This window comes from Micromonospora sp. NPDC048169 (assembly GCF_040652815.1).
Taxonomy (GTDB): Bacteria; Actinomycetota; Actinomycetes; order Mycobacteriales; family Micromonosporaceae; genus Micromonospora.
In genome coordinates this window covers 45,366-71,332 of the sequence record NZ_JBEZMS010000011.1, presented here as the reverse complement: position 1 = coordinate 71,332, position 25,967 = coordinate 45,366, and the positions used below count along the sequence as shown (strand labels likewise).

Genomic DNA, 25,967 nt, shown 5'->3' with positions numbered 1-25,967 from the left:
CGGATGGGGTGGGGCCGGCGAGGGAGGTCGATCCAGTGCATCGACATCTGACGATGCATGTTACGGCCGTGCCGCCCGGTGTCACAAGGTGTGGATCGAGTCATGCCGATGACGTGACGCGCGCCGCGCGCCGCGCCGACCTGCTGTCGGATACCGGTCCAAGGTGGGGTGTTTCGCGGCAGAATGCCTGCTGGGAGGTGCTGCCGGGGGTCGCCCGCAAGCGTCGGGCGCAACGAATTCGCATCGACGTCGCAACGAACGGGCAACGACACCCGTTCACCGCCGCCGGGCCCGTCCGTCAGCGCCGGAACTGCCCCCGGCCGGTGCGGGCCGGGCGGTATCTGCCAGGTAGGCTGGCTGCGCTCGCCCGATTGTTGGGCCGGCACCCAACTGCGTACACAGTCAGGAGTGCCCCGTGCCTCGCGTCGTAGTCGACGTCATGCTCAAGCCCGAGATCCTCGATCCGCAGGGCCAGGCCGTCGCAAACGCGCTGCCCCGACTCGGCGTCGACGACGTCGCCTCGGTTCGGATCGGCAGGCGGATCGAGATCGAGTTCACCGGCGAACCGGACCTGGACCGGGCCCGGGAGATCGCCGACAAGCTGCTGGCCAACCCGGTCATCGAGGACTTCACCGTCCGCGTGGTCACCGCCGACGAGACCGCGGGCGCGCAGTCGTGACCGCCCGGGTCGGTGTGGTCACCTTCCCCGGCTCCCTCGACGACGGGGACGCGGCCCGGGCCGTGCGGATCGCCGGCGCCGAGGCGGTCCGGCTCTGGCACGGCGACCCGGACCTGTACGGGGTGGACGCCGTCGTCCTGCCCGGCGGTTTCTCCTACGGCGACTACCTGCGCTGCGGCGCCATCGCCCGGTTCGCCCCGGTGATGGAGACGATCGTCCAGGCCGCGCGTGGTGGCCTGCCGGTGCTCGGCATCTGCAACGGCTTCCAGATCCTCTGCGAGGCGCACCTGCTGCCCGGCGCGCTCACCCGCAACCAGCACCTGCACTTCCGCAACCGGGACCAGGTCCTGCGGATCGAGAGCACCGGCACCGCCTGGACGAACGCGTTCCAGCCCGGCCAGGAGATCCTCATCCCGGTCAAGAACGGCGAGGGCTGCTACGTCGCCGACACCGCGACGCTCGACCGGCTGGAGGGCGAGGGCCGCGTCGTCGCCCGCTACGTCGGCGGCAACCCGAACGGATCGCAGCGCGACATCGCGGCGATCACCAACGAGGCCGGCAACGTCGTCGGCATCATGCCGCACCCCGAGCACGCGGTGGAGGCGCTCACCGGCCCCTCCCTGGACGGCCTCGGCTTCTTCACCTCGGTGCTCAAGCACCTGGTGGGAGCGCCGGCGTGATGGTGGCCGGGAACATCGGTCGGCTCACCCGCCGCACCGGCGGCGAGCGCAGCAAGGAGACGTCATGACCACCCATCCGGACCCGGCCCCGCGCGAGCGCCAGGGCGTGGCGCCGCAGGCCGGCGCGACCGACGACTGGGCGCTGAGCGTGGACACCGTCCCCCGGGCCGCCGGCACGCCGGAGGAGCTTCAGCCGTACGCCGAGCTGGGCCTCCGCGACGACGAGTACGACCGGATCCGGCACATCCTCGGCCGCCGGCCCACCCAGGCCGAGCTGGCCATGTACTCGATCATGTGGAGCGAGCACTGCTCCTACAAGTCGAGCAAGGTGCACCTGCGCCAGTTCGGCGAGAAGGCGCCGCCGAGCGACCGGCTGCTCGCCGGCATCGGGGAGAACGCCGGCGTGGTCCAGGTCTCCGACGAGCTGGCGGTGACCTTCAAGGTCGAGTCGCACAACCACCCGAGCTTCGTCGAGCCGTACCAGGGCGCGGCGACCGGCGTCGGCGGCATCGTCCGCGACATCCTCGCCATGGGCGCCCGCCCGGTGGCAGTGATGGACCCGCTGCGCTTCGGCGCGGCCGACCACCCGGACACCGCCCGGGTGCTGCCCGGCGTGGTCGCCGGAGTCGGCGGATACGGCAACTGCCTCGGCCTGCCCAACATCGGCGGCGAGGTCGTCTTCGACCCCTGCTACCAGGGCAACCCGCTCGTGAACGCGCTCTGCCTGGGCGTGCTGCCGGTCGACCGGCTGCAGAAGAAGGACGCCACCGGCCCCGGCAACATCGTGGTCCTGATGGGCGCCAAGACCGGCCGCGACGGCATCGGCGGCGTATCAGTGCTCGCCAGCGCCACCTTCGACGAGGGCAGCGAGCAGCGCCGCCCGTCCGTGCAGGTCGGCGACCCGTTCATGGAGAAGCTGCTCATCGAGGCGTGCCTGGAGCTGTACGACGCCGAACTGGTCGTCGGCATCCAGGACCTCGGCGGCGCCGGCCTGACCTGCGCCCTCACCGAGACCGCCGCCTCCGCCGGCACCGGCATGCGGGTCTGGCTGGAGCGGGTGCCGCTGCGCGAGCCCTCGATGGAGCCGCACGAGATCCTGGCCAGCGAGTCCCAGGAGCGGATGCTGCTCGTCGTCTCGCCCGACAAGCTCGACGCCGTGCTCAAGACCGCCGAGAAGTGGGGCGTCTGGGCCACCGCCATCGGCGAGGTCACCGCCCCGTCGGCGGACGGCCAGCCGGGCCGGCTCGTCGTCACCTGGCGCGACCAGCTCGTGGTGGACGTGCCGCCGGGCTCACTCGTCGACGACGGCCCGGTGTACGCCCGGCCGATGCGCGAGCCGGCCGACCTGATCCTGCTCCAGGCCGACCGCGCCGAGACGCTGCCCCGGCCGAGCACCCCGGATGCGCTCCGGGAGACCGTGCTGCGCATGATCGCGTCGCCGAACCTGGCCGACAAGACCTGGGTCACCGAGCAGTACGACAGGTACGTGCTCGGCAACACCGTGCTCGCCCAGCCGGAGGACTCCGGCGTGATCCGGATCGACGAGCGCAGCGGTCTGGGCGTCGCGCTCTCCGTCGACGGCAACGGCCGGTACGCCCGCCTCGACCCGTACCACGGGACGAAGCTGGCGCTGGCCGAGGCGTACCGGAACGTGGCGGTGACCGGCGCGAAGCCGATCGCGGTGACCAACTGCCTGAACTTCGGCTCGCCGGAGGACCCGGGCGTGATGTGGCAGTTCGCCGAGGCCGTACGCGGCCTGGCGGACGGCTGCCTGGAGCTGGGCATCCCGGTGACCGGCGGCAACGTCAGCTTCTACAACCAGACCGGTGCCGCGGCCATCCACCCGACCCCGGTGGTCGGCGTGCTCGGGGTCCTCGACGACGTCGCCGAGCGGGTGCCGATGGGCTTCGTGCCGCGCCCGGCCGGCGACCACGACCAGCTCTTCCTGCTGGGCGAGACGCACGTCGAGCTGTCCGGCTCGGAGTGGGCCTGGGTGACCCACGAGCACCTCGGCGGCATCCCGCCGCAGGTCGACCTGGCCCGCGAGCGGCAGCTCGCCGAGCTGCTGGCCGAGGCGGCCCGGGTCGGGCACCTCAGTTCCGCGCACGACCTCTCCGACGGCGGCCTGGCGCAGAGCCTGGTCGAGTCGGCCCTGCGCCGGGGCGTCGGTGCCCGGGTCGTGGTGCCGGAGCACTTCGCCGGCGGGTCGATGCCGTTCGTCTTCCTGTTCAGCGAGTCCGCCGGCCGCGTGCTGGTGTCGGTGCCGCGCGGCCACGAGAAGGCGTTCACCGCGCTGTGCGCCGAGCGTGGCGTGCCGTGGGAGTTCGTCGGCGTGACCGACCCGGCCTCCGGCGCGCTGGAGGTGCACGGCCAGTTCCGCATCGGCCTGGACGAGCTGCGCGAGGCGCACACCGGTACGCTCCCGCGCCTGTTCGGTGCCGCCGAGGCGGCCCGGGTGGAGGTGGCGGCGACCCGTACCGGCACCACCACAGTGCTTCCGGCGACCGCCGAGCAGCCGGTCGGCATCGACCCGGCCGCTGTCGACGCCGAGCCGATCGCCAAGGCCGGCCGGGACACCCCGCCGTCCGACGCCGGGGCCTCCGCGCCCGCCGCCACGGCGGAGCCCGACGCGCCGGCTACGGCGTCGGACGGGGACGCACCGGCCGGCGCGACTCCTGCCGTCGACGGAACCCCGGCCCAGGACGAGTCGGCGCCCGCCGACGGGTCCGACGGTCCGGCTTCCGGTGAGCCGGCGCCGGGTCAGCGCTGAGGCGCTGGCCTTGGCCGTCTTCGCCCAACCCGGCGCCGGTGCCCGGTTCGACTGGGGACTGACCGGGGCGGCGGAGCTCGGCCGGGTCTGCGCCGCCCTGGTGGTGGTGGACGTGTTGTCGTTCACCACCGCCGTGGAGGTGGCGGTGAGCCGCGGCATGCGGGTGCACCCGTTCCCGTGGGGTGAGCAGGCCGCCGACTACGCCCGCCGGGTGGGGGCGGTGGCCGCTGTGGGCCGCCGGAGGACGACCGCGGAGCATCCGTGGTCGCTCTCCCCGGCGGCGCTGCGGTCCGCGCCGGTCGTGGCCGACCTGGTGCTGCCGTCGCCGAACGGCTCGGCGATCAGCGCCGCCGCGAGCGCCACCGGAGTGCCGGTGGTCGCGGCGTGCCTGCGTAACGCACCCGCCGTCGGGCGCTGGCTCCGCGCCGAGGGGTACGGCTCGAACGACGCCCCGGTGGGCGTGGTGGCGGCCGGCGAGCGCTGGCCCGACGGGTCACTGCGGCCCTGCGTGGAGGACCAGCTCGGTGCGGCGTGCGTGCTCGACGCGCTCGCCGAGGTGCCCGGTGGGCTCTCGGTGGAGGCCGCGATGGCGCTCGCCGCGCTGGCGAGCACGCCGGACGTGCCGGCCGCGGTCCGGGGATGCGTCTCCGGGCGGGAACTCGCCGAGGGCGGCTTCGCGGAGGACGTCGCGGTGGCGACCGCTGTGGGTGTCTCCGACGTGGTGCCGGTGCTCCGCCAGGACTACTTCGCCCCCGCCTGAGCGCAGCCCTCTCGCCTGCGGGCAACGCGGCATGTGTTCGGCGCGCTGACGACTGTGGCCGCCCACTTCTCGCGGGCGGCCACAGTTCCTCTGTCTGGTACGGGTCAGTCGTCCAGCCAGTCGAGGCGCCGTCCGGAACGGTCCGGCTGCGCGTCCGGGCGGGCGCGACCGGCCTGCGCCGGGTCGTTGGGGTTGTCGTAGCCGCCCCCGCGCTGCTGCGGCGGCTCCTGGCCGTAACCGCCCTGCTGGCCGTACCCGCCCTGCGGGGCCTGGCCGTAGCCGTCGCCGTATCCGCCGCCCTGCTGCCCGTAGCCGCCCGACTGGTGACCGCCGTCGTATCCGCCGCCGGGGTTGCCGTAGCCGCCGGCCGGCGCGTCGCCGTACCCGCCCTGCTGACGGCCGCCGTCGTAGCCGCCGGTCGCGCCGCTGTCGTAACCACCGGCGCTCGTGTCGTAGCCGCCCGGCGAGCGGGTGTCGTATCCGCCGCTGGGGTTGTCGTAGCCGCCGGTCGGCGCGTCGCCGTATCCGCCCTGCTGGCGGCCGCCGTCGTAGCCACCGGACTGCTTGTCGTAGCCACCAGCGCCGGCGTTGCCGTAGCCGCCGGTTGCGCCGTCGCCGTAGCCGCCGCCCGCCGCCTGGCCGCCGCCGTAGGCCGGAGCGTCGCCGTAGCCGCCGGGCGGGTTGTCGCCGTAGCCGCCGCCCGCGGCGTTGCCGTAAGCGCCGGTGGGCTCGCCGTATCCGCCCTGCTGGCGGCCGGTGTCGTAGCCGCCCGGCGCGGTGCCGTAGCCACCGGCGGCACCGTACCCGTCGCCCTGCTCCGGGCCACGGCCGTACGAGGCCGAGCCGGCCTGGTCGTAGCCGCGGTCCTGCTCCGGCTGGTAGGTGCTGGTCGGGTACGGGTCGGCCGCCGGGGCGTACTGGGTGCTGTCCCCGGTGTAGCGGCCGGTGGGCTCGTCGAAGCGCTCGTTGCCGTAGCCGCCGCCCTGGGCCGCGTAGCCGGCCGCACCGGCAGCGGCGCCGGCGGCGTAGTCCGGGCTGCCGTAGCCGGCGCCCGAGGACGGGCCGTTGCCGTAGCCGCCGCCCGAGGAGGGCGCGTTGCCGTAGCCACCCGCGCCGTAACCGCCCTGGCCGGGCGCGTCGTCGCCGTAGCCGTAACCGCCCTGGCCGCCGCCGACACCGTAGGCCGGGCCGGGCGGTGCGCCGTACGGGTCCGGCGGGACGTCGTCCACGACCGGGCGCTGGAGCATGGTGGGGGCGTCGCTGATCGAGGGGCCACCGACCATCGTCGCGGCCGGCCCGGCGCCCATGCCGTTCACCACCCGGGTCTGGTCGTCAGTGCCGTGGTAGGCGCCCCGGGCCGCCGGGATGGCACCGGCCGCGGCGCCACCGGGGCCACTCGGACCGGCCGGCCCACCCGGACCGTCGCCGTCGCCGTCCTCGTTCTTGCGGCGCAGGTAGAGCAGCACGATGGTGCCCACGCCGACGGCGACGAAGAGGCCACCGAGCAGGATGAGCAGCCAGGAGCCGAAGCCGCCGGAGTCCTCGTTCGCGGTCGGCTGCTGTGCGGCGGGCGCCTCGGCCGACGGGGTGTCGGCCGTCTCCTCCTCGAGCGGCTCCTCGGACGGCGCGGCGGACTCGCTCGCCGACGGGGTGGCGCTCGGGCTCGCCGACGCCCGCACCTGGATGCTGAGCCGGACGCCGGTCACGGACTGTCCGGCGTTCGCGTTCACCGACTTGGCGACGGGCGTGGCGCCGTCGGTGGAGGCACCCACCTCGATCCGCCCGGGTGCGATCGGGTTGGACTCGGAGCCGCTGAAGCTGAAGTTGCCGTTCCCGCTGGTGTTGGTGCGGCGCTCCTTGCCCGCGCTGTCGCGGAGCATGACGAGGGCGCCCTCGATCGGGTCGCCGTCGGCGTTCACCACCTTGCCGGAGACCGTCTTGACCGTCTGCGGCTGCTGCGGCGTGGGCGGGGCAGCAGCCCGGACGGTAACCCGGAGCTGCCGAGGTGGGCCGCCGCTGACCGTGATCCTCGCTGACTGGTTGTTGGCTGGCGCGCTCGCAGCCGCCGTCAGAGTCAGCGTGACCGTCTGATCCTGATCGCCATTGAAATCGACCCGACCGCAGCCCCCACAGTTGACGCCGTCGGGTAGGTCCTGCACGTCGATGTCAGTGGATGTCTCACCACCGGTCGGGCGGACCGTGACCGTTACAGTGCTGTTCTTGCCCGCCTCGACCGTCACGGAGTTGGTGGCGGTGACAATCTGTGCGGCGAGGGCGGGGCTTGCGGGGACGGTGAGCAGGGCGCCGAAGACCAGCGCTACGACCACACCGGCCCGCTGCTTCCAGGCACGTCGGTGTGTTGACACGTCCACCGCCTTCCGGGTCTGACCTCTCCGCCGGCCGCCAGGGCCGAGGTTGATCACTCACGGTACGAATAACGCCGTCGGCAACTATGCCTTGTCTGACCGGATCATCTCTACCCAGGGCCGCCGTCGGGCGGCGTCCCGCCGGGTCGTATCGTCCCGTCGTGTCCTCTCCGCACGCTTATTCCGAAGCGGTACTCGCCGCACTGGCGGCGCTGGACGAGGGGCGTACGCCCGAACGGCCGGTGCTCCGGGAGGCGGTCCGGATGCTCTTGGCTGCCCTCGCGGATCGTGCCCCCGGCCGATCGGTGGAGGTGCGCGTCCCACCCTACGGTGCGGTCCAGTGCGTGAGTGGCCCACGACACACCCGCGGCACGCCGCCGAACGTGGTGGAGATGGATCCGCCGACGTGGCTGGCGATCGCCACCGGCCGCGCGGGTTGGGCGGAAACGGTCACCGAAGGTCGCATCCGGGTGTCCGGAATCCGGGCTGACCTATCCCCGTACCTCCCCATTTAGGCGTTGGGCAGGGAAAATCCTGCTCACGCTGGGCTGACATCTCGTGACTGTCGGTATCGACTGCTGGTCGCGTACACTGAGAACCCGACGACGGTCCCGGCCCATGTGTGCGGAGCTGACCCCCCGACTCCGCCAGGCCAGTCCAGACCCCACTGCGAGGGAGCGGCAGGTGCCCCGAGGCGATGGCCGGCTGAGCCACGACCTTGACCCCCAGCGACCCGGCCCACAGGACGCGTGTGGCGTCTTCGGCGTCTGGGCGCCGGGTGAAGAGGTCGCCAACCTCACCTACTTCGGGCTCTACGCCCTTCAGCACCGCGGTCAGGAGGCCGCGGGCATCGCGGTGAGCGACGGCTCCGGTGTCGTGGTCTACAAGGATCTCGGCCTGGTCGCCCAGGTGTTCGACGAGCCGACGCTGGCCAGCCTGCGCGGGCATGTCGCGATCGGGCACGCGCGCTACTCCACCACCGGCGGCTCGACCTGGGAGAACGCCCAGCCGACCATCCGGGCCACGAGCGCCGGCACCACGATCGCGCTGGCGCACAACGGCAACCTGGTGAACACCGCCGAGTTGCAGCGCGAGGCCGCCGTGCGCGGGCTCGACTCCGACGGCTCGACGAACGACACCTCACTGGTCACGATGCTGCTGGCCAGCCGGCCCGACCTGTCGGTCGAGGCGGCCGCGCTGGAGGTGCTGCCCCAGCTGCGCGGCGCGTTCAGCTTCGTCTTCATGGACGAGTCGACGCTCTACGCGGCGCGCGACGCGCACGGCGTGCGCCCGCTGGTGCTCGGCCGGCTCGAACGCGGCTGGGTGGTGGCGAGCGAGACGGCCGCGCTGGACATCGTCGGCGCGAGCGTGGTCCGCGAGGTCGAGCCGGGCGAGCTGATCGCCATCGACGAGAACGGGCTGCGGTCCAGCCGGTTCGCCTCGCCCGAGCCCAAGGGCTGTCTTTTCGAGTACGTGTACATCGCCCGGCCGGACGCCACCATCGCCGGCCGCAACGTGCACGCCGCGCGGGTGCAGATCGGCCGCCAGCTCGCCAAGGAGCACCCGGTCGAGGCCGACCTGGTGATCCCGGTGCCCGAGTCCGGCACCCCGGCCGCGATCGGCTACGCCGAGGAGTCCGGCATCACCTACGGCCAGGGCCTGATGAAGAACCCGTACGTCGGGCGCACGTTCATCCAGCCCTCGCAGACGCTGCGCGCCCTCGGCGTCCGGCTGAAGCTGAACCCGCTGCGGCAGAACGTGCGTGGCAAGCGCCTGGTCGTGGTGGACGACTCGATCGTGCGGGGCACCACCCAGCGGGCGATCGTCCGGCTGCTGCGCGAGGCGGGCGCTTTGGAGGTCCACGTCCGGATCTCCTCGCCGCCGGTGAGCTGGCCGTGCTTCTACGGCATCGACTTCGCCACCCGCGCCGAGCTGCTGGCGAACGGGCTGGACAACGACGGCATCCGGCGGTCCATCGGTGCCGACTCGCTCGGTTACGTCTCGCTGCCCGGTCTCATCGCCGCGACCGAGCAGCCGAAGAGCCGGCTCTGCCGGGCGTGCTTCGATGGGGAGTACCCGATCGAACTGCCGGCCGGGAACCTGATCGGCAAGCACGTGCTCGAAGGAGTGGGACGCCGGGTCGCCGCCGAGGCGGCCGGGCCGACCGGTCCGCTCGTCGCCACACCGACCCACCACCCGTAGCACCACCGACGCGGGTCCGGCCGCTCCGGGCTCGCGGGAACCACAAAGGGGAGAACCGTGACGCACGTGTCCGAGCGCAGCGGCGCAGGATCCAGCCCGACGGGCGCCGGCGGCGACCGCCAGCCCTGGTCGGCCGGGTCCGGCCGGACGCAGCGCAAACGCTCGGTCTCGTACGCCGACGCCGGGGTGTCGATCGAGGCGGGCGACCGCGCTGTCGAACTGCTCAAGTCCAAGGTCAAGGAGACCCGGCGCCCCGAGGTCATGGGTGACCTGGGCGGCTTCGCCGGCCTGTTCCGGCTGGACACGAAGAAGTACAAGAACCCGATCCTGGCGTCCTCGACCGACGGCGTGGGCACCAAGCTGGTGATCGCCCAGCAGCTCGACATCCACGACACGGTCGGCATCGACCTGGTCGCGATGGTCGTCGACGACCTGGTGGCCTGCGGCGCCGAGCCGCTGTTCCTGCTCGACTACATCGCCACCGGCGAGGTCGTGCCGGACAAGGTCGCCGAGATCGGCGCCGGCATCGCGGACGGCTGCCGGTACGCCGGCTGCGCGCTGCTGGGTGGCGAGACCGCCGAGCACCCGGGCGTGCTGCGCCCCGACGAGTACGACATCTCGGCCACCGGCGTCGGCGTGGTGGAGGAGAGCGAGATCCTCAGCCCGGACCGGGTGGAGGTGGGCGACGTCGTGATCGCGATGCGCTCGTCCGGCCTGCACTCCAACGGCTACTCCCTGGTCCGGCACGTGCTGCTCGGCGCCGGCCGGATGCGGCTGGACGTGGTGATCGACGACTTCGGCCGCCAGCGGACGCTGGGCGAGGAGCTGCTAACCCCGACCAAGATCTACGCGCAGGACTGCCTCAAGCTGATCGCCGAGGCCGAGGTGCGGGCGCTGGCCCACGTCACCGGCGGCGGCATCCCCGGCAACCTGGTCCGGGTGCTGCCCGAGCACGTCGACGCCGTGGTGAACCGCTCCACCTGGAAGCCGCAGCCGATCTTCGACCTGATCCAGTCCAAGGGCCGGATCGAGGACCCGGAGATGGAGGCAACCTTCAACATGGGCGTCGGCATGTTCGCGATCGTCTCCGCCGAGGACGCCGACCGCGCGCTGGCCACCCTGACCGGCCGGGGCGTGGACGCCTGGCAGGCCGGCGAGATCATCGAGGGGTCCGGCAACGTGCAGATGGTCGGGCAGCACACCCGAGGCTGATCACCCTGCGCCCATCGGCCGGGCACCTGATCGGGGGTTCACCCGGGCGGTCGCCTCGGCCTAGCCTGGAGGTTCGGTTTTCAGGCAGGCGGGGGAGGTGCTGATGGCCGCGCGCACGCCTGAGGGTATGCGGGGCATCGCCGTCGTCCCGTCGTACGTGGTGATGCAGCCGACGACGCTGTGCAACCTCGACTGCGCCTACTGCTACCTGCCCCTGCGGGCGGTCGACAGGCGGATGCCGGTGGCCGTCGCCGAGGCGGTGGCGGCGTCGGTGAACCAGTGGGCCGCGAGCGGTCGCTTCTCCGTGGTGTGGCACGGCGGTGAGCCGCTCGCGGCCGGCCGGGAGCACCTGGCCGCGCTGCTGGCGCCGTTCGGGCCGGATGTCGAGCACCACGTGCAGACGAACGCGACCTTGATCGACGACGCCTGGTGCGCGTTCTTCGCCGAGCACCGGGTGCGGGTCAGCGTCAGCGTGGACGGGCCGCGGGCGCGCAACGCCGAGCGGGTCAACCGGGGCGGGCGGCCCGCGTACGACCGGATCGTGACGGGTGTGGCGGCGCTGCGCCGTCACGGCCTGCCGTTCTCGGCGCTCGCTGTGGTCTCGCGGCCGGAGCCGGGCCTGGCGACCGAGCTGTACGACTACTTCCTCGACCTGGGCTGCGACGTGCTCGGCGTCAACATCGAGGAGACCGAGGGCGTCAACACCCGGACGAACGCCCGGGACGCGGGCGCGGTCACCGGGTTCTGGGCGGAGCTGGTGGCGGCCTGGCGGCGGGATCCCCGGATCCACCTGCGTGAGGTGGAGTGGTCGCTGCGGTACGCGGGCGCGGTGCTGGCCGGCACCGCGCACGACCTGCTGCCCCGTAGCCTCGACCCGATCCCGACGGTCGGGCATGACGGCTCGGTGGTGGTGCTCTCGCCGGAGCTGGCCGGGTTCACCGACCCGCACTACGGCGACTTCGCCAGCGGAAACGTGCTCACCACGCCGCTGCGCGACATCCTCGCCGGCGCGGCCGGCACGCCGTGGGTGGGCGAGTTCCTCGCCGGCGTGGAGGCGTGCCGGGACTCCTGCGCGTACTTCGGGTTCTGCGGCGGCGGGCACGCCGCCAACCGTTACTTCGAGCTGGGGCGTTTCGACGGCACGGAGACCGAGCACTGCCGCAACAGCAAGATCCGCCTACTGGAGGGAGTGTTGGAGCATGCCCGAGACCATCAGTGACACCGACCGGGAGGTCGTCGCCGACCGGGTACGGGGGGCCGCTGCGGGGCTTACCGCTCTGCTCCGTGAGGCGGAGGCGGCACGGCTGCTGCGGGCGGAGGTGTCGGGCGACGGTGCCGACGCGGTCTGCGCGTGGAACCACTTCGAGAACATCCCGACGTTCTACAACTGGAACAACCGGCCACGCTGAAGGGCGGTTCCGCGATCAGGGACCTGCCGGCGAGTCGGCACGGCAGGCCCCTGCATCGTCGGTCGTACGCCGGCTCAGCAGAGCACATGCGTGAGCACGCGGGGGTTACCGCGTGCTCAGATGTGACCGGAGGTCAGCGGGTCGGACGAGCCCAGGTGTCCGGGTCGTCGTCCGCGTGGTCCTCGTCATCGTCGTCGACATACTCTTTGTAGTCGTCGTCGAAGTTGTGCTCAGACTTTCCACTACCCGCCAGTTCGCGCTGCAAGGCGGTTAGGTCGGTGTTCGGGGAGTGATACTTCAACTCCCGCGCCACCTTCGTCTGCTTGGCCTTAGCACGGCCGCGCCCCATGGCTCGACCCCCTCGCACAGAATGCGGGGCAGCCCGAAGGCGGGCCCCGATGACGTCAGGCATCTCTCGTGGCTCTTACGGTACATGGGGATGCCATCGTTCGGCACCTCGGGTCACCGTCGACCGGACCTGCGCGTTGCGGTGGTCCAGCCGTCACAAAGTGTACCGGGTAAGGGGTAGGACCCGGGGCTGGCCATGACACCGGACATACCGGCATGAACGGTGCCGATGGTCAGCTTAACGCGCGCGGCCCCCGGGGTGGAGCCGCCGCTCCACCCCCGGGTGAGCTTCACCGCAGATGAATCGCGCGCAGCCGGCCGACCTCCGCCATCCGCCGCTCGGCGAGCCGGTCCGCGGCGACCGCCGGCGGCACGCCCTCGTCGTCGGCGAGCCGGAGGATCTGCCGGGTGGTGTCGAAGATCCGGGTCGCGCGCAGCTTGGCGCGGTCGAAGTTGAAGCCGTCGATCTCGTCGGCCACCTGGATCACGCCGCCCGCGTTCACCACGTAGTCGGGCGTGTAGAGGATGCCCCGGTCCGCGAGCACCTTCTCGATGCCCGGGTGGGCGAGCTGGTTGTTCGCCGCCCCGGTGACCACCTTGGCCCGCAGCACCGGCACGGTGTCGTCGTTCAGCGCGCCGCCGAGCGCGCACGGGGCGTACACGTCGATGTCGGAGGTCACCAGCGCCGCGGTGTCGTCGACCAGGGTGACCTGCGGGTGGGTGGTGCGCGCCCACTCCTGGGCGCGCGGGCTGACGTCGGTCGCCACGACCTCGGCGCCGTCGTCGAGCAGGTGGGCGGTCAGGTACTTGCCGACCTTGCCCAGCCCGGCCACGCCGACCCGGCGGCCGGCCAGCGTCGGGCTGCCCCAGACGTGTTCGGCGGCGGCCCGCATCCCCTGGAACACGCCCCAGGCGGTGAGGATCGACGAGTCACCCGCGCCGCCGTGTTCCACGCTGCGGCCGGTCACGAAGCGGGTCTCGCGGGCGATCACGTCCATGTCCGCCACGTAGGTGCCCACGTCGCAGGCGGTGTAGTAGCGGCCGTTCAGCGACTCGACGAAGCGGCCGTACGCGCGCAGCAGCGCCTCGCTCTTGATCTGCTCGGGGTCACCCCAGATGACCGCCTTGCCGCCACCGAGGTCGAGGTTCGCCAGGGCGTTCTTGTAGGCCATGCCGCGCGAGAGGTCGAGCACGTCGGCGAGGGCGTCGGCCTCGCTGGCGTACGGGTAGAACCGGGTGCCGCCGAGCGCGGGGCCCAGCGCGGTGGAGTAGATCCCGATGATCGCCTTCAGGCCGGACTGCTTGTCCTGGCAGAACACGACCTGCTCATGCCCTGTGGAAACGGGGTCGTCGGTACTGGCGAATACGCTCATGGCTGACTCCTGTGTCGGTGAGCGCCCTTGTGGGGTGCGGAACCTGGTGGCACGCCGGCGGGATGCTGCCGGTGTCGTCGAGCCTAATATCGGCCCGAACCGTACTGTCGCGCATGTCACGCCACGGGCCCAAGGGCGGCGACGGATGGTCCCGTCTCGTGGGAGGATCGCGCCGTGCCGTCGCTCTTCGCTTCATACCTGCGCGTGTACGAGCCGCTCACCGCCTTCGACCGGGATCGGCAGTCGTACTGGCGCCGGTACGTCAGCGAGGGCCGCGCGATAGCCCCGCTGGAGGGACCGGTACGGCAGCGGTCGGCGGTGATCGAGGCGCTCGGCGCCGGCTGGACCCGGCTGCCCGACCTGCCCGACGAGGCGTACGTCCTGGAGGCCGACGACGCGCTGCTGGTCTGCCCGTGGAACCTGCGGATCCGGGTCGCCGAGGCGGCGCTGAGCGCCCGCGACGGCGTGCCCTCGGTGCTGGCCGACGCGTTCGTGCCGCCGGTGCTCGCCGGGCAGGCGAAGGCAGTGGTGGAGGACTGGCGCAGCGGGGCCCGGGTGCTGGAGCACGGGGTGCCCCGGGTGCACGAGCATATCGCCACCTGGGGGGTGCCGCTGCGCTGGTTCGTGCTGTTCGAGGCCGGTGAGCGGCACCTGGTCACCGAGCCGGAGCGGCGGGCGCTGCGCTACCGCACGGAGATCTCCAAGGCGCGTCGCCGGGCGTCCCGGGCGCTGTCGGTGCTGCGCAAGTCGATTGGCGAGGCGCCGATCACCGAGGCGGTCGAGGAGGCGGCCCGGTGGCTGGAGGAGTTCCACCCGCGTTCCGTGGTCGAGCTGGACTACGGCGGCCTGGTGCAACTGCTGCCGGACGAGACGCTCGAGGCCGACGACTCGCCCGAGCTGGTCGCCACCGGACTGTCCGGACTGGGCCGGGGCGAGGCCGAGGAGGCGTCCGCCGCGTACGACAAGCTGGTCGCCCGCTGGCGCGCGGTGCAACTGCTGGAGCGCTGCAACTGACGCCCGGTTTGCCACACTTAGTGGCCTTGGACACGAGTGTGTCTCGTAGTTGATGCATCACGAACCGTGATCATGAGTCCGAATAAGGTAGTTTCTGCGGCATAAAAGTCGTAAAAATCGGGCATGGTTCATCCGTCCGTCTAGGGACCTTCAGCCGTTCGGCCCATGTCGGACATCGGGGACTAGCCGGACCATGGGAGACGCGTCGGCCGGCGGGACCCCGGCCGATGTCTATACATGTGGAGGAGTGACCCCGATGGCATCGCGAACGCACGAACCTGAGCCGCTACTCACACCGGCCGAGGTGGCGTCGATGTTCCGTGTCGACCCGAAGACGGTGACCCGGTGGGCCAAGGCTGGCAAGCTCAGCGCCATCCGGACCCTGGGCGGCCACCGCCGCTACCGCGAGTCGGAGGTTCGAGCTCTGCTACAGGGGCAGATCCCCCAGCAGCGCCAGGGAGACTGACGAACCGGCGTTCTCCGGCGTTCCGATCAGGGGCGGTGCCGTCGCGGCAGCGACGATCCACCGCCCTTAATCGTGTCCGGGCTCAGTCGTTTCCGGGGTCGACCCGTCCAGTACGATCCGCAGTCCCACCGTGCCGCGCTCACCCCGGCGCAGCCGGCTACCGAGCAGGCTCAGCCGCCCGATCAGCCGGTACTTCTGCTTGAGCAGGCCCCGCACCCGGTCGGTGCTCTCCGCGTCGGCGATCGTCGCGTGCCCCGGGACCGCCGCGCCGTGCGGCCGGCCGCGCACGTCGCACGGCGCCACGGTGACCCGGCCGTCCCGCCGGATGCGCTTCACCTTGCCGGAGTCGGCCACCGTCCACACCGCGAGCCCGTCGCCGTCGCGTACCGCCCACACCGGAGTCGGCACCGCCCGGCCGTCCTTGCGGAACGTGGTGAGCAGGACGTACTTCTCCGCCGCCAAGCGGTCCAGGTCGGTCACGCCGCCAAGGATACGGCGTCTCCGGCCCCCGGATAGCGTTGCGGGCATGACCGGGGAACCCGAGATCGGCGACGTGTTCGGCGAGATGATCCGCGACGCGTACGCGGTCGCCACCGGAATCGGGCCGCGCCCGATGGCCGGCGGTCGCCTGCCCCGGCCGGTCATCGAGATCATCGAACGCGACGACGGGCTCGTCAACGGCGCACCCGCCGGGCACTACCTGGACCCGCCGCAGCTGTGGCAGCCGCACGACCACCGGGCCGTGGACCGGGTACGCGGGGACGTGCTCGACGTCGGCGTCGGCGCCGGCCGGATCGCGTTGCACCTGCAGGACCGGGGCGTGCCGGTCACCGGGCTGGACACCTCGCTCGGCGCGCTGCGCGTCAGCCGCCACCGGGGCGTACGCGACCTCGTGCACGGCACCGTCGACGAGCACGCCGCCGACGGCCGCCGGTACGACACGTTCCTGCTGCTCGGCAACAACCTCGGCCTGTTCGAGGGGCGGGAACGCGCCCCGGCGATGCTCGCCGCGCTCGCCGCGCTGGCCCGCCCCGGCGCGCGGGTGATCGCCCACGGCACCGACCCGTACGGCACCACCGACCCGGTGCACACCGCCTATCACGAGCGCAACCGGCAGCGGGGCCGGATCGGCGGGCAACTGCGGCTGCGGCTGCGCTACCGCCTGCTCGGCACCGAGTGGTTCGACTATCTGGTCTGCTCGCCCGAGGAGTTCGCCGGACTGGTCCACGGCTCACCGTGGCGACTGACCGACGTGGACGACACCGACCACCCCTACTACCTCGCCACGCTGGAGCTGCGGCGTTAGGAAGGGCCCCTTTCAAGCGCCTAGGCGTTAAGAAGGGGCCCTTCCTTACATGCTCAGACCTGGACGGTGGGGGTGGTCTGCTCCGGGGGCAGCCCGCCGTCGCCGTCGACCACCTCGTCCGGCGTGCCGTCCTCGTCGATGTCCACCATGGTGATGTCCACCTTGCCGTCACCGTCGGTGTCGAACTGGAACAGGTCGGCCTTGCCGTCGCCGTCGGTGTCCACCACCCACACGTCGGTCTTGCCGTCGTTGTTGGTGTCCGCGCGGAGCAGGTCAATCCGCTCGTCGCCGCGGGTCTCGACCGTCTCGGTGCTCTCCGCGCTCTCCGGTGCCTGGCTCATCTCGTTCCTTCCTTCGGCGTTGACGGCCGTCCTTACCCCGTCCGCTCCGCCCCCACGCATCCCGGCGGCCCGGCCATGCATAGGGTCGCATGCAGGAACGAGCGAGCGGACGGGCCCGGCGGCGGAGACCCCGCGCGCCCCCGCCGCGGCGAGGGGACGTCGATGAGTGGTCGTTTTGTGGTCGTCGGGGCCGGCACCATGGGCCTCGGCATCGCGTACGTGGCGGCCGGCGCCGGGTACGCGGTCGAACTGGTCGAGGTCGACCCCGCCCGGGGCGCCGAGGCACTGCGCCGGCTCGGCGAACTCTGGGACCGGGGTGTGCTGCGCGGCAAGCTGACCGAGGAGGCCGCCACCGCCAACCGGGCCCGCGTCACGCTCCGGGCCGGGCTCGCCGAGGTGGCCGAGGGCGCCGACGTGATCGTGGAGGCGGTGCCCGAGCGGCTCGACCTGAAGCGCGCCGTACTGCGCGAGGCGGAGAGCCGCCGTCCGGCGCTACTGGGCAGCAACACGTCGAGCATCCCGATCACCGACCTGGCCGCCGGGCTGGAGCGTCCCGCCGGCTTCCTCGGGTTGCACTTCTTCAATCCGGTGTGGGCGATGGCGCTGCTCGAGGTCGTGGTCGGCCCGGCCACCGCGCCGGCTACGACCGAGGCGGCCGTCGCGCTCGCCGCCCGGCTGGGCAAGGACCCCGTCGTGGTACGCGACATGCCCGGCTTCGCCACCTCCCGCCTCGGCGTCACGCTCGGCCTGGAGGCGATCCGGATGGTGGCCGACGAGGTGGCGAGCCCGGCCGACATCGACAAGGCGATGGTGCTCGGCTACCGGCACCCGATCGGCCCACTGGAGCTGACCGACCTGGTCGGGCTGGACGTGCGGCTGGACATCGCCCGCACCCTCCAGGCCGCGTACGGGGACCGCTTCGCGCCGCCGCCGCTGCTGGTCGAGATGGTCGCCGCCGGGAAGCTGGGCAAGAAGTCGGGGCAGGGTTTCTACACCTGGAAGGACGGCGTGAGGCAATGACGGGGCTGCGGATCGAGGAGCTGCCGGACCGGCTCGTGGTGACGCTGGACCGGCCGGAGAAGCGCAACGCCATCGACGCCGACCTGGTGGGCGAGCTGCACGCGGTCTGCGCCGACCTGGAGGCGCGTCCCCGGCTGCTGCTGCTCACCGGCGGGACGGCGGGCATCTTCGCCGGCGGCGCCGACATCGCTCAGCTCCGCGAACGCGGCCGGCTGGACGCGCTGGCCGCCATCAACCAGGGCGTCTTCGCCCGCATCCGGGCGCTGCCGATGCCCACCGTCGCGGCCGTCGACGGGCCGGCGCTGGGCGGCGGCGCCGAGCTGGCGTACGCCTGCGATCTCCGGGTGTGCACGGACCGCGCGGTGTTCGGCCAGCCCGAGGTGCGGCTGGGCATCCTGGCCGGCGCGGGCGCGACCTACCGGCTGCCGGCGTTGATCGGTGAGGCCCGGGCCAAGGAACTGCTGTTCACCGGCCGGCGGGTGGACGCCGAGGAGGCGCTGCGGATCGGGCTGGTGAACCGGGTGGTGGCCGAACCGGCGGAGCTGCTGCCCACCGCGCACGGCCTGCTCGACGAGATGGCGAAGGGTTCCGCGTTGGCGCTGCGGCTGACCAAGCTGGCGGTAGACGCCCCGGCGGCCGCGCACCCGCAGCTCGACCTGCTGAGCCAGGCGGTGCTGTTCGAGGACGAGGAGAAGCGCCGGCGGATGACCGAGTTCCTGGAGCGGCGCCGGTCACGCTGAGGACGGCGGGAGACGACGAGGGCCGCACCGGTGTCATCCGGTGCGGCCCTCCACGTCGGTGCGCCTCAGCGCTTGATGTCGACTCCGGCGTCGTCGAGCGCCGGGATGGCCGGCGCGGACTCGGCGAAGCCGATGAGCAGCAGCGCCTCCGGCCCGAAGGCCTTGATCTCCCTGGCGACGCCGCTGAAGTCCACTGGCGTCTTCGGGTCCGCGGGCGGCTCGTAGGTCAGCAGCTTGACCCGGTCCGCGCCGATCCCGGCCTTGTCCAGCTCGGAGCGGACGTTCTCCTGGAGGCCCTCGCCGTAGGAGTCCTTACGGGCCAGGATCGCGATCTTGCGCGGGCCGTCCCGGAGCATCACGTCGGCAAGCGCCCGGCCCTGGAGGCTGTCCGGCGGCGCGGTACGGAAGTAGAGGCCCTTGTCGTCCACGGTGCTCAGCCCGGCGTCGGTGTTCGACGGGGAGAACAGGATCCGCCCGGCGGCCACCACGTCCGGCAGCACAGCCCGGGAGATGCCGGAGCCGCCCGCGCCGATGATGACGTGGACGCCCCTGCTCACGTGAGAGGCGACGGTGACCTTGGCGATCTCCGGGTTGGTGCCGTCGTCGCCCTCGATCCACTTGACCGGCTCACCGAGCGCGCCGCCGGCGGCGTTGACCTCGCGGATCGCGAGCGCGGCGCCGGCCGCCAGCGGTGGGTACGCCAGCGCCAGGTCACCGGTCTTGGGCAGCAGCCCGCCGAGGACCAGCGGGGCGTCCTTCGCCTTGCCGTCACGCAGCTTGCGACCACGCGGCGGGGTTTTGGTGCTCGCCCCGGACTCCTCACCGGCGCCGACGAACTCGGTCTTGCTGTCGTCGATCTTCTGGTTGTCGAAGTGCCGGGTGCCGTAGCTCGCGGTGGCCGGCTCACCGGCGTCGGTGAACCCCGAACGGGTCAGCGACACGCTCCGGTACTCGATGTCCCGGCCGGCGCGGGCGAGCTGGAGGCAGGCCGCCACGTCGTCGCAGCGTTCGCCGCCGGTGGTCACGCCGACGATCTGCTTGGCGATCTCGGCCGGCGCGGTGGTGCCGGCGAGCTGGGCGGCCAGCACGCTGATCACGACCGCGTCGTAGGACTCGGCGGAGTAGAGGAAGTCGGTCAGCTTCGGGTCTACGGCGAGTAGCCGTTCCTTGAAGCTCTCCGGCAGCGGAGTGAGGGGCGTGGTGCCCTTCATCCCGTTCACCAGATCCGCCCGGTCCTTGAGTTCCGTGGCGTACGAATTGGTCATGTTGCCGTCGGTGCCGTAGAGGCGCACCTGGGTGGCGGGCGCTTCCTCCGGCTCGTCGCTCCCGCAGGCGCTCGTGGCGAGCAGGAGCGCCGCGCAGGCCATGGACAGGGCCGCGCGCGACGTGCGTGTTCTCAGCATGGTCGTCCTTCCTCCGGCGAAGGTCCGCTGCGCACCTTAGCGTGCTCGTGCGGCACGCGGGACTGTGGAGTCGGCTGCGTCGGCACCCCGACTGCGGGGGTCACTCTGCGTGCTCAACGGGCTGTTTCCGGGTCACCGCTTGACCCCCGGCGATACTGTTCCGCGGGTGAACGACGAAGCACAGCAGACGCTCGACGACGCGACCGCCGTGCTCCGTTCGGCCCTCGCCGGGGACGGCGCCGGGGTGGTGGGCACGTTCGACGCGGTGGTGGACCGCTCCGGCCTCGCCGGGGCGTACGGAGTGGCGTGGTGCCTCGCCGCGACCATGCTCGGCGACGACGCCCCGGCCGGCGGCGCCGCCCTCGACTTCCCCGGCATCGACCAGGCCGACTACGACACGCGGTGGGTGGCCCGCTTCGTCAGCGCGTGCGCCAACGACGACGCGGACACCGGCGAGGCGTTGTTCGGGGCGGCGGCGGCCGACGGGCTGCTGCCCGACTGCCTCCTCACCCTCGCCGGCTCGACGATCGCCACGCTGCGCAGCCGGTCGGACTGAGCCCGCCGCGCGGCCCGTCGCCCCGGCTGTGGTAGCTCTGGGTGCATGTCCGAGGCGATGCTCAGCAAGGTGCGCAAGCTGCTCGCCCAGGCCGAGGACCCGGCCTGCACGCCCGCCGAGTCGGCGGCCTTCATGGCCAAGGCCACCGAGCTGATCGCCCGCTACGGCGTCGACCGGGCGTTGCTCGCCGCGCGCGATCCGGCGGTCGACCCGGTGGGTGACCGGACCGTCGAGGTGGTCGCACCGTACGCGCGGGACAAGGCCGGCCTGCTCGCGGCGGTCGCCGAACCGCTGCGCTGCCGATGCGTACGCCGCCGGCAGGGCAACGGCTTCGTCATGCACCTGTTCGGCTTCGCCAGCGACCTGGAACGGGTCGAGCTGCTGTTCACCTCGCTGCTGGTGCAGGCCGCGCACGGGCTCGCCGGTGCTGCCGTACCGGCCGGGGAGCATCCGGCGGCGTTCCGGCGTACCTGGCTGGCCGGGTTCGCGTACGTCGTCGCGGAACGACTGCGCGCGGCCGAGAACAAGGCGGTGGCGGAGGCGGGCGGGCCCTCGACGGCGCTGGTGCTCGCCGACCGCTCCGATCGCGTCCAGCACCGGGTCGCCGAGGCGTACCCCCGGTTGCGCACCGCCCCGCGACGGCGGCTGGCGGGCGGTGGCTTCGGTTCCGGCGCGGACGCCGGCCGCCGGGCCGACCTGGGCGGCACCGGCGTGGCCGGCACCGGCGCGGCGCCGGGCATCGCCGGCTGACCCGGTGCGCCCGCTCGGCGCGGGTCAGGCGGCGGTGGTGCGGGCGACCGTCGCCAGGTAACGGCAGAGCAGTTCGTGCCAGCCGGCGGTGAGCGCCTCGCGGTAGCCCTCGGCCGCCGTGCCGTGCCTGTCGAAGTAGCGGTGCTCGACCTCCACCCGGGTGTGCTCCGGGCCGTCGGAGTGGAACAGCACCTCCACCTCGCTGGCCCGCGCCGGATCCGGCACCGGCACCCGATCCGGGCCGATCTGCCAGGTGAACACCAGCCGCCGGGGCGGATCCCAGGTCAGCACGCGACCCCAGTCGTTGCGGAAGCCGTACGGCCCGATCTCGTAGAGCATGCCGCCGGCCCGCGGTTCGATGCCGATCGCGGTGAGCGCCTCCGGACCGGACCAGGTGTATTCCCGCACCCACCAGTCGGCCAGCGCGCCGGTGAAGACGGCGTACGCCCGCTCGGCGGAGGCCGGGACGAGCAGGTTGCTGCGGAGGGAGAAGCGGTCGGATTCCTGCCGGACCTCATCCGGATCGGCCATCTCCTGTCCCATAGGTCCGGACCATACCGGCTCATGTCTCGGTGTGCAGCTTCCGAGGCGGCCGCTTCCGGACACCGGGAACTCCGTTTTCCGACAGCGCTGAGTGGTGGGACAGGCGCTCTGCGCGAAGGGCGGCGGATGCCGTACCGCAAAGCGGGTAAGCGCCGCCGACCGGACCGATGGGGGAGAGCGGGGAGCATGACCGACAGCCGAGCCACCGAACCAGTTCCGGATCCCGGCCACGAGCGGCCCGACTCGCCGGGCGGTTACGAGTCGGAGCCGGACGTCCTGCTCGACGTGCCGGAACTGACCGTCGACGAGATCCGGCTCGCGGTGGACGGGCTCGACGCCGACCTGTCGCTGCGCGCCCGGCTGGCCGACCTGCTCCAGATCGACGCCGGAGTGCGGGTACACCTGAAGGGCGTCGAACTCGACGTCACCGGGGTGAGCGCCGAGGCGCTGCTCAAGGTGCGGCTGGAGAAGCTGGTGCGGATCCTGGACCGGGCGCTGACCACCATCGACCGCAACCCGCAGCTGATCGACGCGCTGGCCCGCTCGGCCACTGCCCCACCGAGAAGAAGCGCGGTCCGGAGCACTCCGGCCAGCCCGCGAGCGCCGCCGCCGAGGCGGCACAACTGGCGGGACAGGCCGGACAGGCACTGCGGCAGGCCGGCCGGAGCGTCTGGGAGGCGATCCAGGGCAACCCCACCCAGAACCGCCAACCCCCCAAACCCTGACCCCCACCCCGTTCCGGCCCCGCCCTTCGCCCCCGGCCCCCCGCCCTCGTTCCGGTGATCAAGGAGTTTGTGTCCGGCTCACCGGCTCCGGCTGACGCAAACTCCTTGATCAACATACTTGTTTCGACGGTTCTCTAGGTTGACAGCCTTCGAAACAGGCGGCAAGGTTGACCCTGCTTCGACAGAAATCTAGATAAGGAGCGCCCATGTCCCGCGTTCAGCTCGCCCTACGCGTGTCCGACCTCGAAGGATCGGTGGACTTCTACAGCAAGCTGTTCGGCGTCGAGCCGGCAAAGCGCCGCCCCGGCTACGCCAACTTCGCGGTGGAGAACCCGCCGCTGAAGCTCGTACTCCTCGAAGGTGAGCCCGGCCTGCCGACGGTGATGGACCACCTCGGGGTCGAGGTGGCCACCACCGAGGAGGTGAACGCGGCCACCAACCGGCTCACCGAGTCCGGCCTGATCACGCTGGAGGAGAACGACACCGAGTGCTGCTACGCGCTCCAGGACAAGGTCTGGGTACGCGGCCCCGGCGACGAACGCTGGGAGGTCTACACGGTCAAGGCCGACTCGCCGCAGCTGGAGAAGGTGACCGAGAGCGCCTGCTGCGCCTCGGACACGGCGGAGCAGCCCGCCGCCGTGTGAGCCGGATGCGGCGTGGTCCCCACCGGCCCGTCCGCCGGTGGGGACCGGCCCGATGGCGAGTGGTCTGGGCGATGGCTTACCCGTACTTGAGCCGCTGAGCGGCTCGCGTTACGCCCTGATCGCGAATTCCCCGACCCGACCGGCGACTTACCGTGCCTCGGCGAACTTCAGCCGTTTGAAGCCCTCGACGTAGACGAACCGCGTCCCGTCGGGCGAGAATCTCGGGTGATGCGCGCGCTCACCGTCGGCGATCCTCGTCTTCCTGCCGCTGCCGACATCGACCGACCAGACCCCGCCCACGTGGTCCGTCGCGACGGCGGCGATCACCGACCGGCCGTCCGGCGACACCGCCAGGTCGGCGAGGCCGGGGAGCTTCGTGACGAACCGGGCTGTGGCCGAGCCGACGTCCCACTCGGTCAGGTGCCAGGTGAGGTCGTCCGGACTCACCTCGGGCGGCAGCGGCAACCTGCCGAGGGAGTCGGGTGCGGTGATGAAGAACAGCCGCTCACCCAGCGCTGCGGGCGACCGTGCCAGCACCGTCGACTCGCAGTCCGTGTCACCGCCGCTGGGATTGAAGGTCAGTCCGCCCACCGTCACCGGAGCGCCGAACTCGTACGCCTTCCCGTCGGCGAGCAGCTGGACTCCGCCCGGACCGCACTCTCGGGGCGCCTGCACATATCCCCCGCCGCCACCGTTCACGAGTGCGGCACCGGCGAGGAAGCGCGTCGACGCCAGAGGCTCGAACGTCTTGTCGGCGGGCGAGTAGCTCAGCAGCTCCGTTCGGTCCCAGCCGCATTCGAGGGCCAGCCCGAGGTCGGCGCCCGGGCCGGCGAAGAGGAAGCTGAACAGGCCCGCTTCGCAGGCGGACACCGCTGGGGCGCGTGTGAGAACGGCTTCCTCGGCGCTCCCGTCGGGCCGCTGCCGCCACACCTCGGCCTGGTCCGAGCCCGAGGTCGAGGTCACCTCCCGCAGGTAGTAGACCCAGCCATCGGTGGACCAGACCGGATGGAACAGGGAGACGGAGTCCAGGAGCCCCGAGATCCGGCCACAGCCGCCGAGCAGCACCACGGCGAGGACGAGGACCGGCGTGAGGGCCGTACGCAGCGCACGCACAGGCGACCTTCCGGTGGCGTTCGGTCCGCCGCTCGGCGGGCCCGCTCACCCTAGACGCGGGACGTGCGGCGCGAGTACCCGTTCCACGTTCCGGAGCACCCGGCCGAGTCCATCAAGCGGCCGGGCTGCGACTCCCGATGCGGCTGTCGCGCATCGAGCCGGCGCGAGGGCTCGATTGCAGAGAGTAGTTGTGGCTTCCTGGGGCCGCAAAGCAGAACGCCGACCCGCGTCTCCGCTGGTCGGCGTTCCTGTAGCCCGGCGAAAGGCTATGTGGCCAGGGGCGGGGTCGAACCGCCGACCTTCCGATTTTCAGTCGGACGCTCGTACCAACTGAGCTACCTGGCCGTGGTGCTCGGCACATGCTACCGCACGGGCCGATACGCAGAACGCCGCGCATCGAGCTGCGCGGCGTCAGCGCTTGCGGTCCTGACGGGACTTGAACCCGCGACCTCCGCCTTGACAGGGCGGCGAGCACTCCAACTGCTCCACAGGACCTGGCTGGTGTTGCATCCGGCGCGAGCCGGACCGTGCCCCCAACGGGATTCGAACCCGTGCTACCGCCTTGAAAGGGCGGCGTCCTGGGCCGCTAGACGATGAGGGCGGCCCCGCCATCATTGCACACTCGCAACTTCAAGCGGACTTGCTCCCATCCGGCCCCGCCGGAGGCAGGAGAAGCATATGTCATGCCTGCGCGGACGACCAAACCGGTATCGGCCTGACCGGGGAGTCGGACAAAACCGCAGTTCAGCGCGGTAGGGCGATGCCGTACCGCCGCTTGATGTCCGGGATCAGGTGCCGGCAGGCGGCCATCGTCTGGGCCCGGTCGCCGCCCGCGTCGTGCATCAGCACGACCGAGCCGTGCCGGGTGGCACCCGTCACCCGCTTGATGATCGCCTTCGCCGGTGGGTGGTCCCAGTCCTGCGGGTCGACGCTCCAGTGCAGTGGGCGCAGGCCCATCTGCCCGGCGATCGTGACCTCCTCGGCCGTCCAGCGGCCGCCCGGCTGGCGGAACCAGGTGATCGGCGCCTTCGGTGCGGCGGCGTGGATGGCCTGGTTGGTCCGCTCCAGGTCGGACCGGATCTCGGCCGGGGAGCGCCGGCCCAGGTTCACGTCGTGGTGCCAGCTGTGGTTGCAGAGCTGGTGGCCCTCCCGGGCGATCCGGGCCACCAGCTCCGGGTAGCGCTTGGCCTGCTTGCCGACGACGCAGAAGGTGGCCTTCACCCCGGCAGTCCGGAGCTGGGCCAGGATCTGCGGGGTGTAGCGCGGATCCGGCCCGTCGTCGAAGGTGAGCGCCACGCCCTTGCTCCCGCTGGCCCGGTGCAGGCCCGCCGGCAGCTTCTTCGGCAGCGGGCGCAGCTTCGGCTTCGCGGGGGTGTGGGTCGGTGAGGGCTTCGTCACCGGCGCCGGTGAGGGCGACGCCGAGGCCGACGGCGGTGCGGCGGCCTTCTCGGGTGACTTGCCGGGATCGCCGCAGCCGGTGACGAGGAGTACCAGGCCCAGGGCGAGCGCCGACAGGGCGCGTGGACGCATTCGTCGCTCCCGGAGGG

General features: G+C 72.3%; 27 protein-coding genes and 3 tRNA genes. 18 read left to right on the top strand and 12 right to left on the bottom strand.

The window, feature by feature from the left end; all coding sequences use genetic code 11:
- The first annotated feature begins 415 nt into the window (after positions 1-415).
- The 4 genes from purS to AB0D28_RS12540 all read left to right on the top strand — a co-directional run bounded on the left by purS (position 416) and on the right by AB0D28_RS12540 (position 4,889).
- On the top strand, positions 416-679 hold the full coding sequence (gene purS, locus AB0D28_RS12555; RefSeq protein ID WP_357385116.1) for a phosphoribosylformylglycinamidine synthase subunit PurS: 264 nt from the start codon (positions 416-418) through the stop codon (positions 677-679).
- Positions 676-1,359: a phosphoribosylformylglycinamidine synthase subunit PurQ gene (gene purQ / locus AB0D28_RS12550; protein ID WP_357385114.1), complete on the top strand. Its 684-nt coding sequence runs from the start codon at positions 676-678 to the stop codon at positions 1,357-1,359. Before purS ends, purQ begins: the two co-directional genes overlap by 4 nt.
- A 106-nt stretch (positions 1,360-1,465) precedes the next feature.
- Positions 1,466-4,129 carry a phosphoribosylformylglycinamidine synthase subunit PurL gene (gene purL, locus AB0D28_RS12545; RefSeq protein ID WP_357385320.1) on the top strand — a complete coding sequence of 888 codons (2,664 nt, stop codon included), beginning with the start codon at positions 1,466-1,468 and terminating at the stop codon, positions 4,127-4,129.
- Between the two features lie 10 nt (positions 4,130-4,139).
- On the top strand, positions 4,140-4,889 hold the full coding sequence (locus AB0D28_RS12540; protein WP_357385112.1) for a 2-phosphosulfolactate phosphatase: 750 nt from the start codon (positions 4,140-4,142) through the stop codon (positions 4,887-4,889).
- A gap of 104 nt (positions 4,890-4,993) precedes the next feature.
- Here AB0D28_RS12540 and AB0D28_RS12535 read toward each other — a convergent pair whose 3' ends face one another.
- Positions 4,994-7,255 carry a carboxypeptidase regulatory-like domain-containing protein gene (locus tag AB0D28_RS12535; protein ID WP_357385110.1) on the bottom strand — a complete coding sequence of 754 codons (2,262 nt, stop codon included), beginning with the start codon at positions 7,253-7,255 and terminating at the stop codon, positions 4,994-4,996.
- 161 nt (positions 7,256-7,416) lie between these two features.
- Here AB0D28_RS12535 and AB0D28_RS12530 point away from each other — a divergent pair, with 161 nt between their 5' ends.
- The 5 genes from AB0D28_RS12530 (at position 7,417) to amcA (ending at position 12,078) form a co-directional block, all read left to right on the top strand.
- Positions 7,417-7,770 (top strand): sterol carrier family protein, encoded by a 354-nt coding sequence (locus AB0D28_RS12530; protein ID WP_357385108.1) that lies wholly within the window; start codon positions 7,417-7,419, stop codon positions 7,768-7,770.
- A gap of 169 nt (positions 7,771-7,939) precedes the next feature.
- A complete protein-coding gene (gene purF / locus AB0D28_RS12525) occupies positions 7,940-9,457 on the top strand; it encodes an amidophosphoribosyltransferase (protein WP_216931519.1) in 1,518 nt (505 codons plus the stop codon).
- Between the two features lie 57 nt (positions 9,458-9,514).
- Complete coding sequence (gene purM / locus AB0D28_RS12520; RefSeq protein WP_357385105.1) at positions 9,515-10,669, top strand: phosphoribosylformylglycinamidine cyclo-ligase; 1,155 nt, start codon at positions 9,515-9,517, stop codon at positions 10,667-10,669.
- A gap of 127 nt (positions 10,670-10,796) precedes the next feature.
- Entirely contained in the window at positions 10,797-11,888 is a 1,092-nt protein-coding gene (amcB, locus tag AB0D28_RS12515) for a cyclophane-forming radical SAM peptide maturase AmcB (protein ID WP_357385318.1), read from the top strand.
- Positions 11,869-12,078, top strand: coding sequence for a multiple cyclophane-containing RiPP AmcA (gene amcA / locus AB0D28_RS12510; RefSeq protein ID WP_357385103.1), 210 nt, complete (start codon positions 11,869-11,871; stop codon positions 12,076-12,078). Before amcB ends, amcA begins: the two co-directional genes overlap by 20 nt.
- 133 nt (positions 12,079-12,211) lie before the next feature.
- Here amcA and AB0D28_RS12505 read toward each other — a convergent pair whose 3' ends face one another.
- Positions 12,212-12,427, bottom strand: a complete 216-nt coding sequence (locus AB0D28_RS12505) for a DUF3073 domain-containing protein (protein WP_013283429.1) — start codon at positions 12,425-12,427, stop codon at positions 12,212-12,214.
- Between the two features lie 289 nt (positions 12,428-12,716).
- Positions 12,717-13,799 (bottom strand): Glu/Leu/Phe/Val dehydrogenase dimerization domain-containing protein, encoded by a 1,083-nt coding sequence (locus AB0D28_RS12500; RefSeq protein ID WP_357385101.1) that lies wholly within the window; start codon positions 13,797-13,799, stop codon positions 12,717-12,719.
- Between the two features lie 174 nt (positions 13,800-13,973).
- Here AB0D28_RS12500 and AB0D28_RS12495 point away from each other — a divergent pair, with 174 nt between their 5' ends.
- Positions 13,974-14,813: a hypothetical protein gene (locus AB0D28_RS12495; RefSeq protein ID WP_357385099.1), complete on the top strand. Its 840-nt coding sequence runs from the start codon at positions 13,974-13,976 to the stop codon at positions 14,811-14,813.
- A gap of 256 nt (positions 14,814-15,069) precedes the next feature.
- Entirely contained in the window at positions 15,070-15,279 is a 210-nt protein-coding gene (locus AB0D28_RS12490) for a BldC family transcriptional regulator (protein ID WP_007073996.1), read from the top strand.
- A 66-nt stretch (positions 15,280-15,345) separates the two neighbouring features.
- Here the strand turns inward: AB0D28_RS12490 and AB0D28_RS12485 are convergent, their stop codons facing one another.
- Positions 15,346-15,759, bottom strand: coding sequence for a PPOX class F420-dependent oxidoreductase (locus tag AB0D28_RS12485; RefSeq protein WP_357385097.1), 414 nt, complete (start codon positions 15,757-15,759; stop codon positions 15,346-15,348).
- 46 nt (positions 15,760-15,805) lie between these two features.
- Between AB0D28_RS12485 and AB0D28_RS12480 the strand changes: the two genes are divergently transcribed.
- Positions 15,806-16,585 carry a class I SAM-dependent methyltransferase gene (locus AB0D28_RS12480; protein ID WP_357385095.1) on the top strand — a complete coding sequence of 260 codons (780 nt, stop codon included), beginning with the start codon at positions 15,806-15,808 and terminating at the stop codon, positions 16,583-16,585.
- Between the two features lie 53 nt (positions 16,586-16,638).
- On the opposite strand, the gene AB0D28_RS12475 is transcribed toward AB0D28_RS12480, so the two are convergent.
- Positions 16,639-16,926, bottom strand: coding sequence for a hypothetical protein (locus AB0D28_RS12475; RefSeq protein WP_357385093.1), 288 nt, complete (start codon positions 16,924-16,926; stop codon positions 16,639-16,641).
- Positions 16,927-17,088: 162 nt separating this feature from the next.
- Here AB0D28_RS12475 and AB0D28_RS12470 point away from each other — a divergent pair, with 162 nt between their 5' ends.
- Positions 17,089-17,946, top strand: a complete 858-nt coding sequence (locus AB0D28_RS12470; protein ID WP_357385091.1) for a 3-hydroxyacyl-CoA dehydrogenase family protein — start codon at positions 17,089-17,091, stop codon at positions 17,944-17,946.
- Positions 17,943-18,686: an enoyl-CoA hydratase/isomerase family protein gene (locus AB0D28_RS12465; RefSeq protein ID WP_357385089.1), complete on the top strand. Its 744-nt coding sequence runs from the start codon at positions 17,943-17,945 to the stop codon at positions 18,684-18,686. Before AB0D28_RS12470 ends, AB0D28_RS12465 begins: the two co-directional genes overlap by 4 nt.
- A 65-nt stretch (positions 18,687-18,751) precedes the next feature.
- Here AB0D28_RS12465 and AB0D28_RS12460 read toward each other — a convergent pair whose 3' ends face one another.
- Positions 18,752-20,089, bottom strand: a complete 1,338-nt coding sequence (locus AB0D28_RS12460) for an ABC transporter substrate-binding protein (protein ID WP_357385087.1) — start codon at positions 20,087-20,089, stop codon at positions 18,752-18,754.
- Between the two features lie 166 nt (positions 20,090-20,255).
- On the opposite strand from AB0D28_RS12460, the gene AB0D28_RS12455 reads away from it, so the two are divergent.
- Together AB0D28_RS12455 and AB0D28_RS12450 are read left to right on the top strand one after the other, a co-directional pair.
- Positions 20,256-20,645, top strand: a complete 390-nt coding sequence (locus AB0D28_RS12455) for a hypothetical protein (RefSeq protein ID WP_043327529.1) — start codon at positions 20,256-20,258, stop codon at positions 20,643-20,645.
- A 45-nt stretch (positions 20,646-20,690) separates the two neighbouring features.
- On the top strand, positions 20,691-21,395 hold the full coding sequence (locus AB0D28_RS12450) for a DUF2786 domain-containing protein (protein ID WP_357385085.1): 705 nt from the start codon (positions 20,691-20,693) through the stop codon (positions 21,393-21,395).
- Between the two features lie 24 nt (positions 21,396-21,419).
- On the opposite strand, the gene AB0D28_RS12445 is transcribed toward AB0D28_RS12450, so the two are convergent.
- On the bottom strand, positions 21,420-21,938 hold the full coding sequence (locus AB0D28_RS12445) for an SRPBCC family protein (protein ID WP_357385083.1): 519 nt from the start codon (positions 21,936-21,938) through the stop codon (positions 21,420-21,422).
- 186 nt (positions 21,939-22,124) lie between these two features.
- Between AB0D28_RS12445 and AB0D28_RS12440 the strand changes: the two genes are divergently transcribed.
- Complete coding sequence (locus tag AB0D28_RS12440) at positions 22,125-22,721, top strand: hypothetical protein (protein ID WP_357385081.1); 597 nt, start codon at positions 22,125-22,127, stop codon at positions 22,719-22,721.
- Positions 22,722-22,869: 148 nt separating this feature from the next.
- A complete protein-coding gene (locus AB0D28_RS12435) occupies positions 22,870-23,307 on the top strand; it encodes an ArsI/CadI family heavy metal resistance metalloenzyme (protein WP_357385079.1) in 438 nt (145 codons plus the stop codon).
- 147 nt (positions 23,308-23,454) lie between these two features.
- Here the strand turns inward: AB0D28_RS12435 and AB0D28_RS12430 are convergent, their stop codons facing one another.
- From AB0D28_RS12430 to AB0D28_RS12410, 5 genes are all read right to left on the bottom strand, one after another.
- The gene (locus tag AB0D28_RS12430; protein WP_357385077.1) at positions 23,455-24,420 is read right to left on the bottom strand and encodes a hypothetical protein; all 966 of its coding nucleotides are present in this window, start codon (positions 24,418-24,420) and stop codon (positions 23,455-23,457) included.
- Positions 24,421-24,691: 271 nt separating this feature from the next.
- A tRNA-Phe gene (locus AB0D28_RS12425) sits at positions 24,692-24,765 on the bottom strand.
- Between the two features lie 76 nt (positions 24,766-24,841).
- Positions 24,842-24,915: transfer RNA gene (locus AB0D28_RS12420), tRNA-Asp, on the bottom strand.
- 33 nt (positions 24,916-24,948) lie between these two features.
- A tRNA-Glu gene (locus AB0D28_RS12415) sits at positions 24,949-25,021 on the bottom strand.
- A gap of 143 nt (positions 25,022-25,164) precedes the next feature.
- Positions 25,165-25,950, bottom strand: coding sequence for a polysaccharide deacetylase family protein (locus AB0D28_RS12410; RefSeq protein WP_357385075.1), 786 nt, complete (start codon positions 25,948-25,950; stop codon positions 25,165-25,167).
- Between the last annotated feature and the right edge of the window lie 17 nt (positions 25,951-25,967).

What these genes read in the sequence shown, in the direction of transcription:
- amcB (WP_357385318.1), top strand. Translation starts at nt 10,797, where the DNA reads ATGCGGGGCATCGCCGTCGTCCCGTCGTACGTGGTGATGCAGCCGACG.
- amcA (WP_357385103.1), top strand. Translation starts at nt 11,869, where the DNA reads ATGCCCGAGACCATCAGTGACACCGACCGGGAGGTCGTCGCCGACCGG.
- AB0D28_RS12505 (WP_013283429.1), bottom strand. Translation starts at nt 12,427, where the DNA reads ATGGGGCGCGGCCGTGCTAAGGCCAAGCAGACGAAGGTGGCGCGGGAG.
- AB0D28_RS12500 (WP_357385101.1), bottom strand. Translation starts at nt 13,799, where the DNA reads ATGAGCGTATTCGCCAGTACCGACGACCCCGTTTCCACAGGGCATGAG.
- AB0D28_RS12490 (WP_007073996.1), top strand. Translation starts at nt 15,070, where the DNA reads ATGGCATCGCGAACGCACGAACCTGAGCCGCTACTCACACCGGCCGAG.
- AB0D28_RS12480 (WP_357385095.1), top strand. Translation starts at nt 15,806, where the DNA reads ATGACCGGGGAACCCGAGATCGGCGACGTGTTCGGCGAGATGATCCGC.
- AB0D28_RS12475 (WP_357385093.1), bottom strand. Translation starts at nt 16,926, where the DNA reads ATGAGCCAGGCACCGGAGAGCGCGGAGAGCACCGAGACGGTCGAGACC.
- AB0D28_RS12470 (WP_357385091.1), top strand. Translation starts at nt 17,089, where the DNA reads ATGAGTGGTCGTTTTGTGGTCGTCGGGGCCGGCACCATGGGCCTCGGC.
- AB0D28_RS12465 (WP_357385089.1), top strand. Translation starts at nt 17,943, where the DNA reads ATGACGGGGCTGCGGATCGAGGAGCTGCCGGACCGGCTCGTGGTGACG.
- AB0D28_RS12460 (WP_357385087.1), bottom strand. Translation starts at nt 20,089, where the DNA reads ATGCTGAGAACACGCACGTCGCGCGCGGCCCTGTCCATGGCCTGCGCG.
- AB0D28_RS12450 (WP_357385085.1), top strand. Translation starts at nt 20,691, where the DNA reads ATGTCCGAGGCGATGCTCAGCAAGGTGCGCAAGCTGCTCGCCCAGGCC.
- AB0D28_RS12445 (WP_357385083.1), bottom strand. Translation starts at nt 21,938, where the DNA reads ATGGGACAGGAGATGGCCGATCCGGATGAGGTCCGGCAGGAATCCGAC.
- AB0D28_RS12440 (WP_357385081.1), top strand. Translation starts at nt 22,125, where the DNA reads ATGACCGACAGCCGAGCCACCGAACCAGTTCCGGATCCCGGCCACGAG.
- AB0D28_RS12435 (WP_357385079.1), top strand. Translation starts at nt 22,870, where the DNA reads ATGTCCCGCGTTCAGCTCGCCCTACGCGTGTCCGACCTCGAAGGATCG.
- AB0D28_RS12410 (WP_357385075.1), bottom strand. Translation starts at nt 25,950, where the DNA reads ATGCGTCCACGCGCCCTGTCGGCGCTCGCCCTGGGCCTGGTACTCCTC.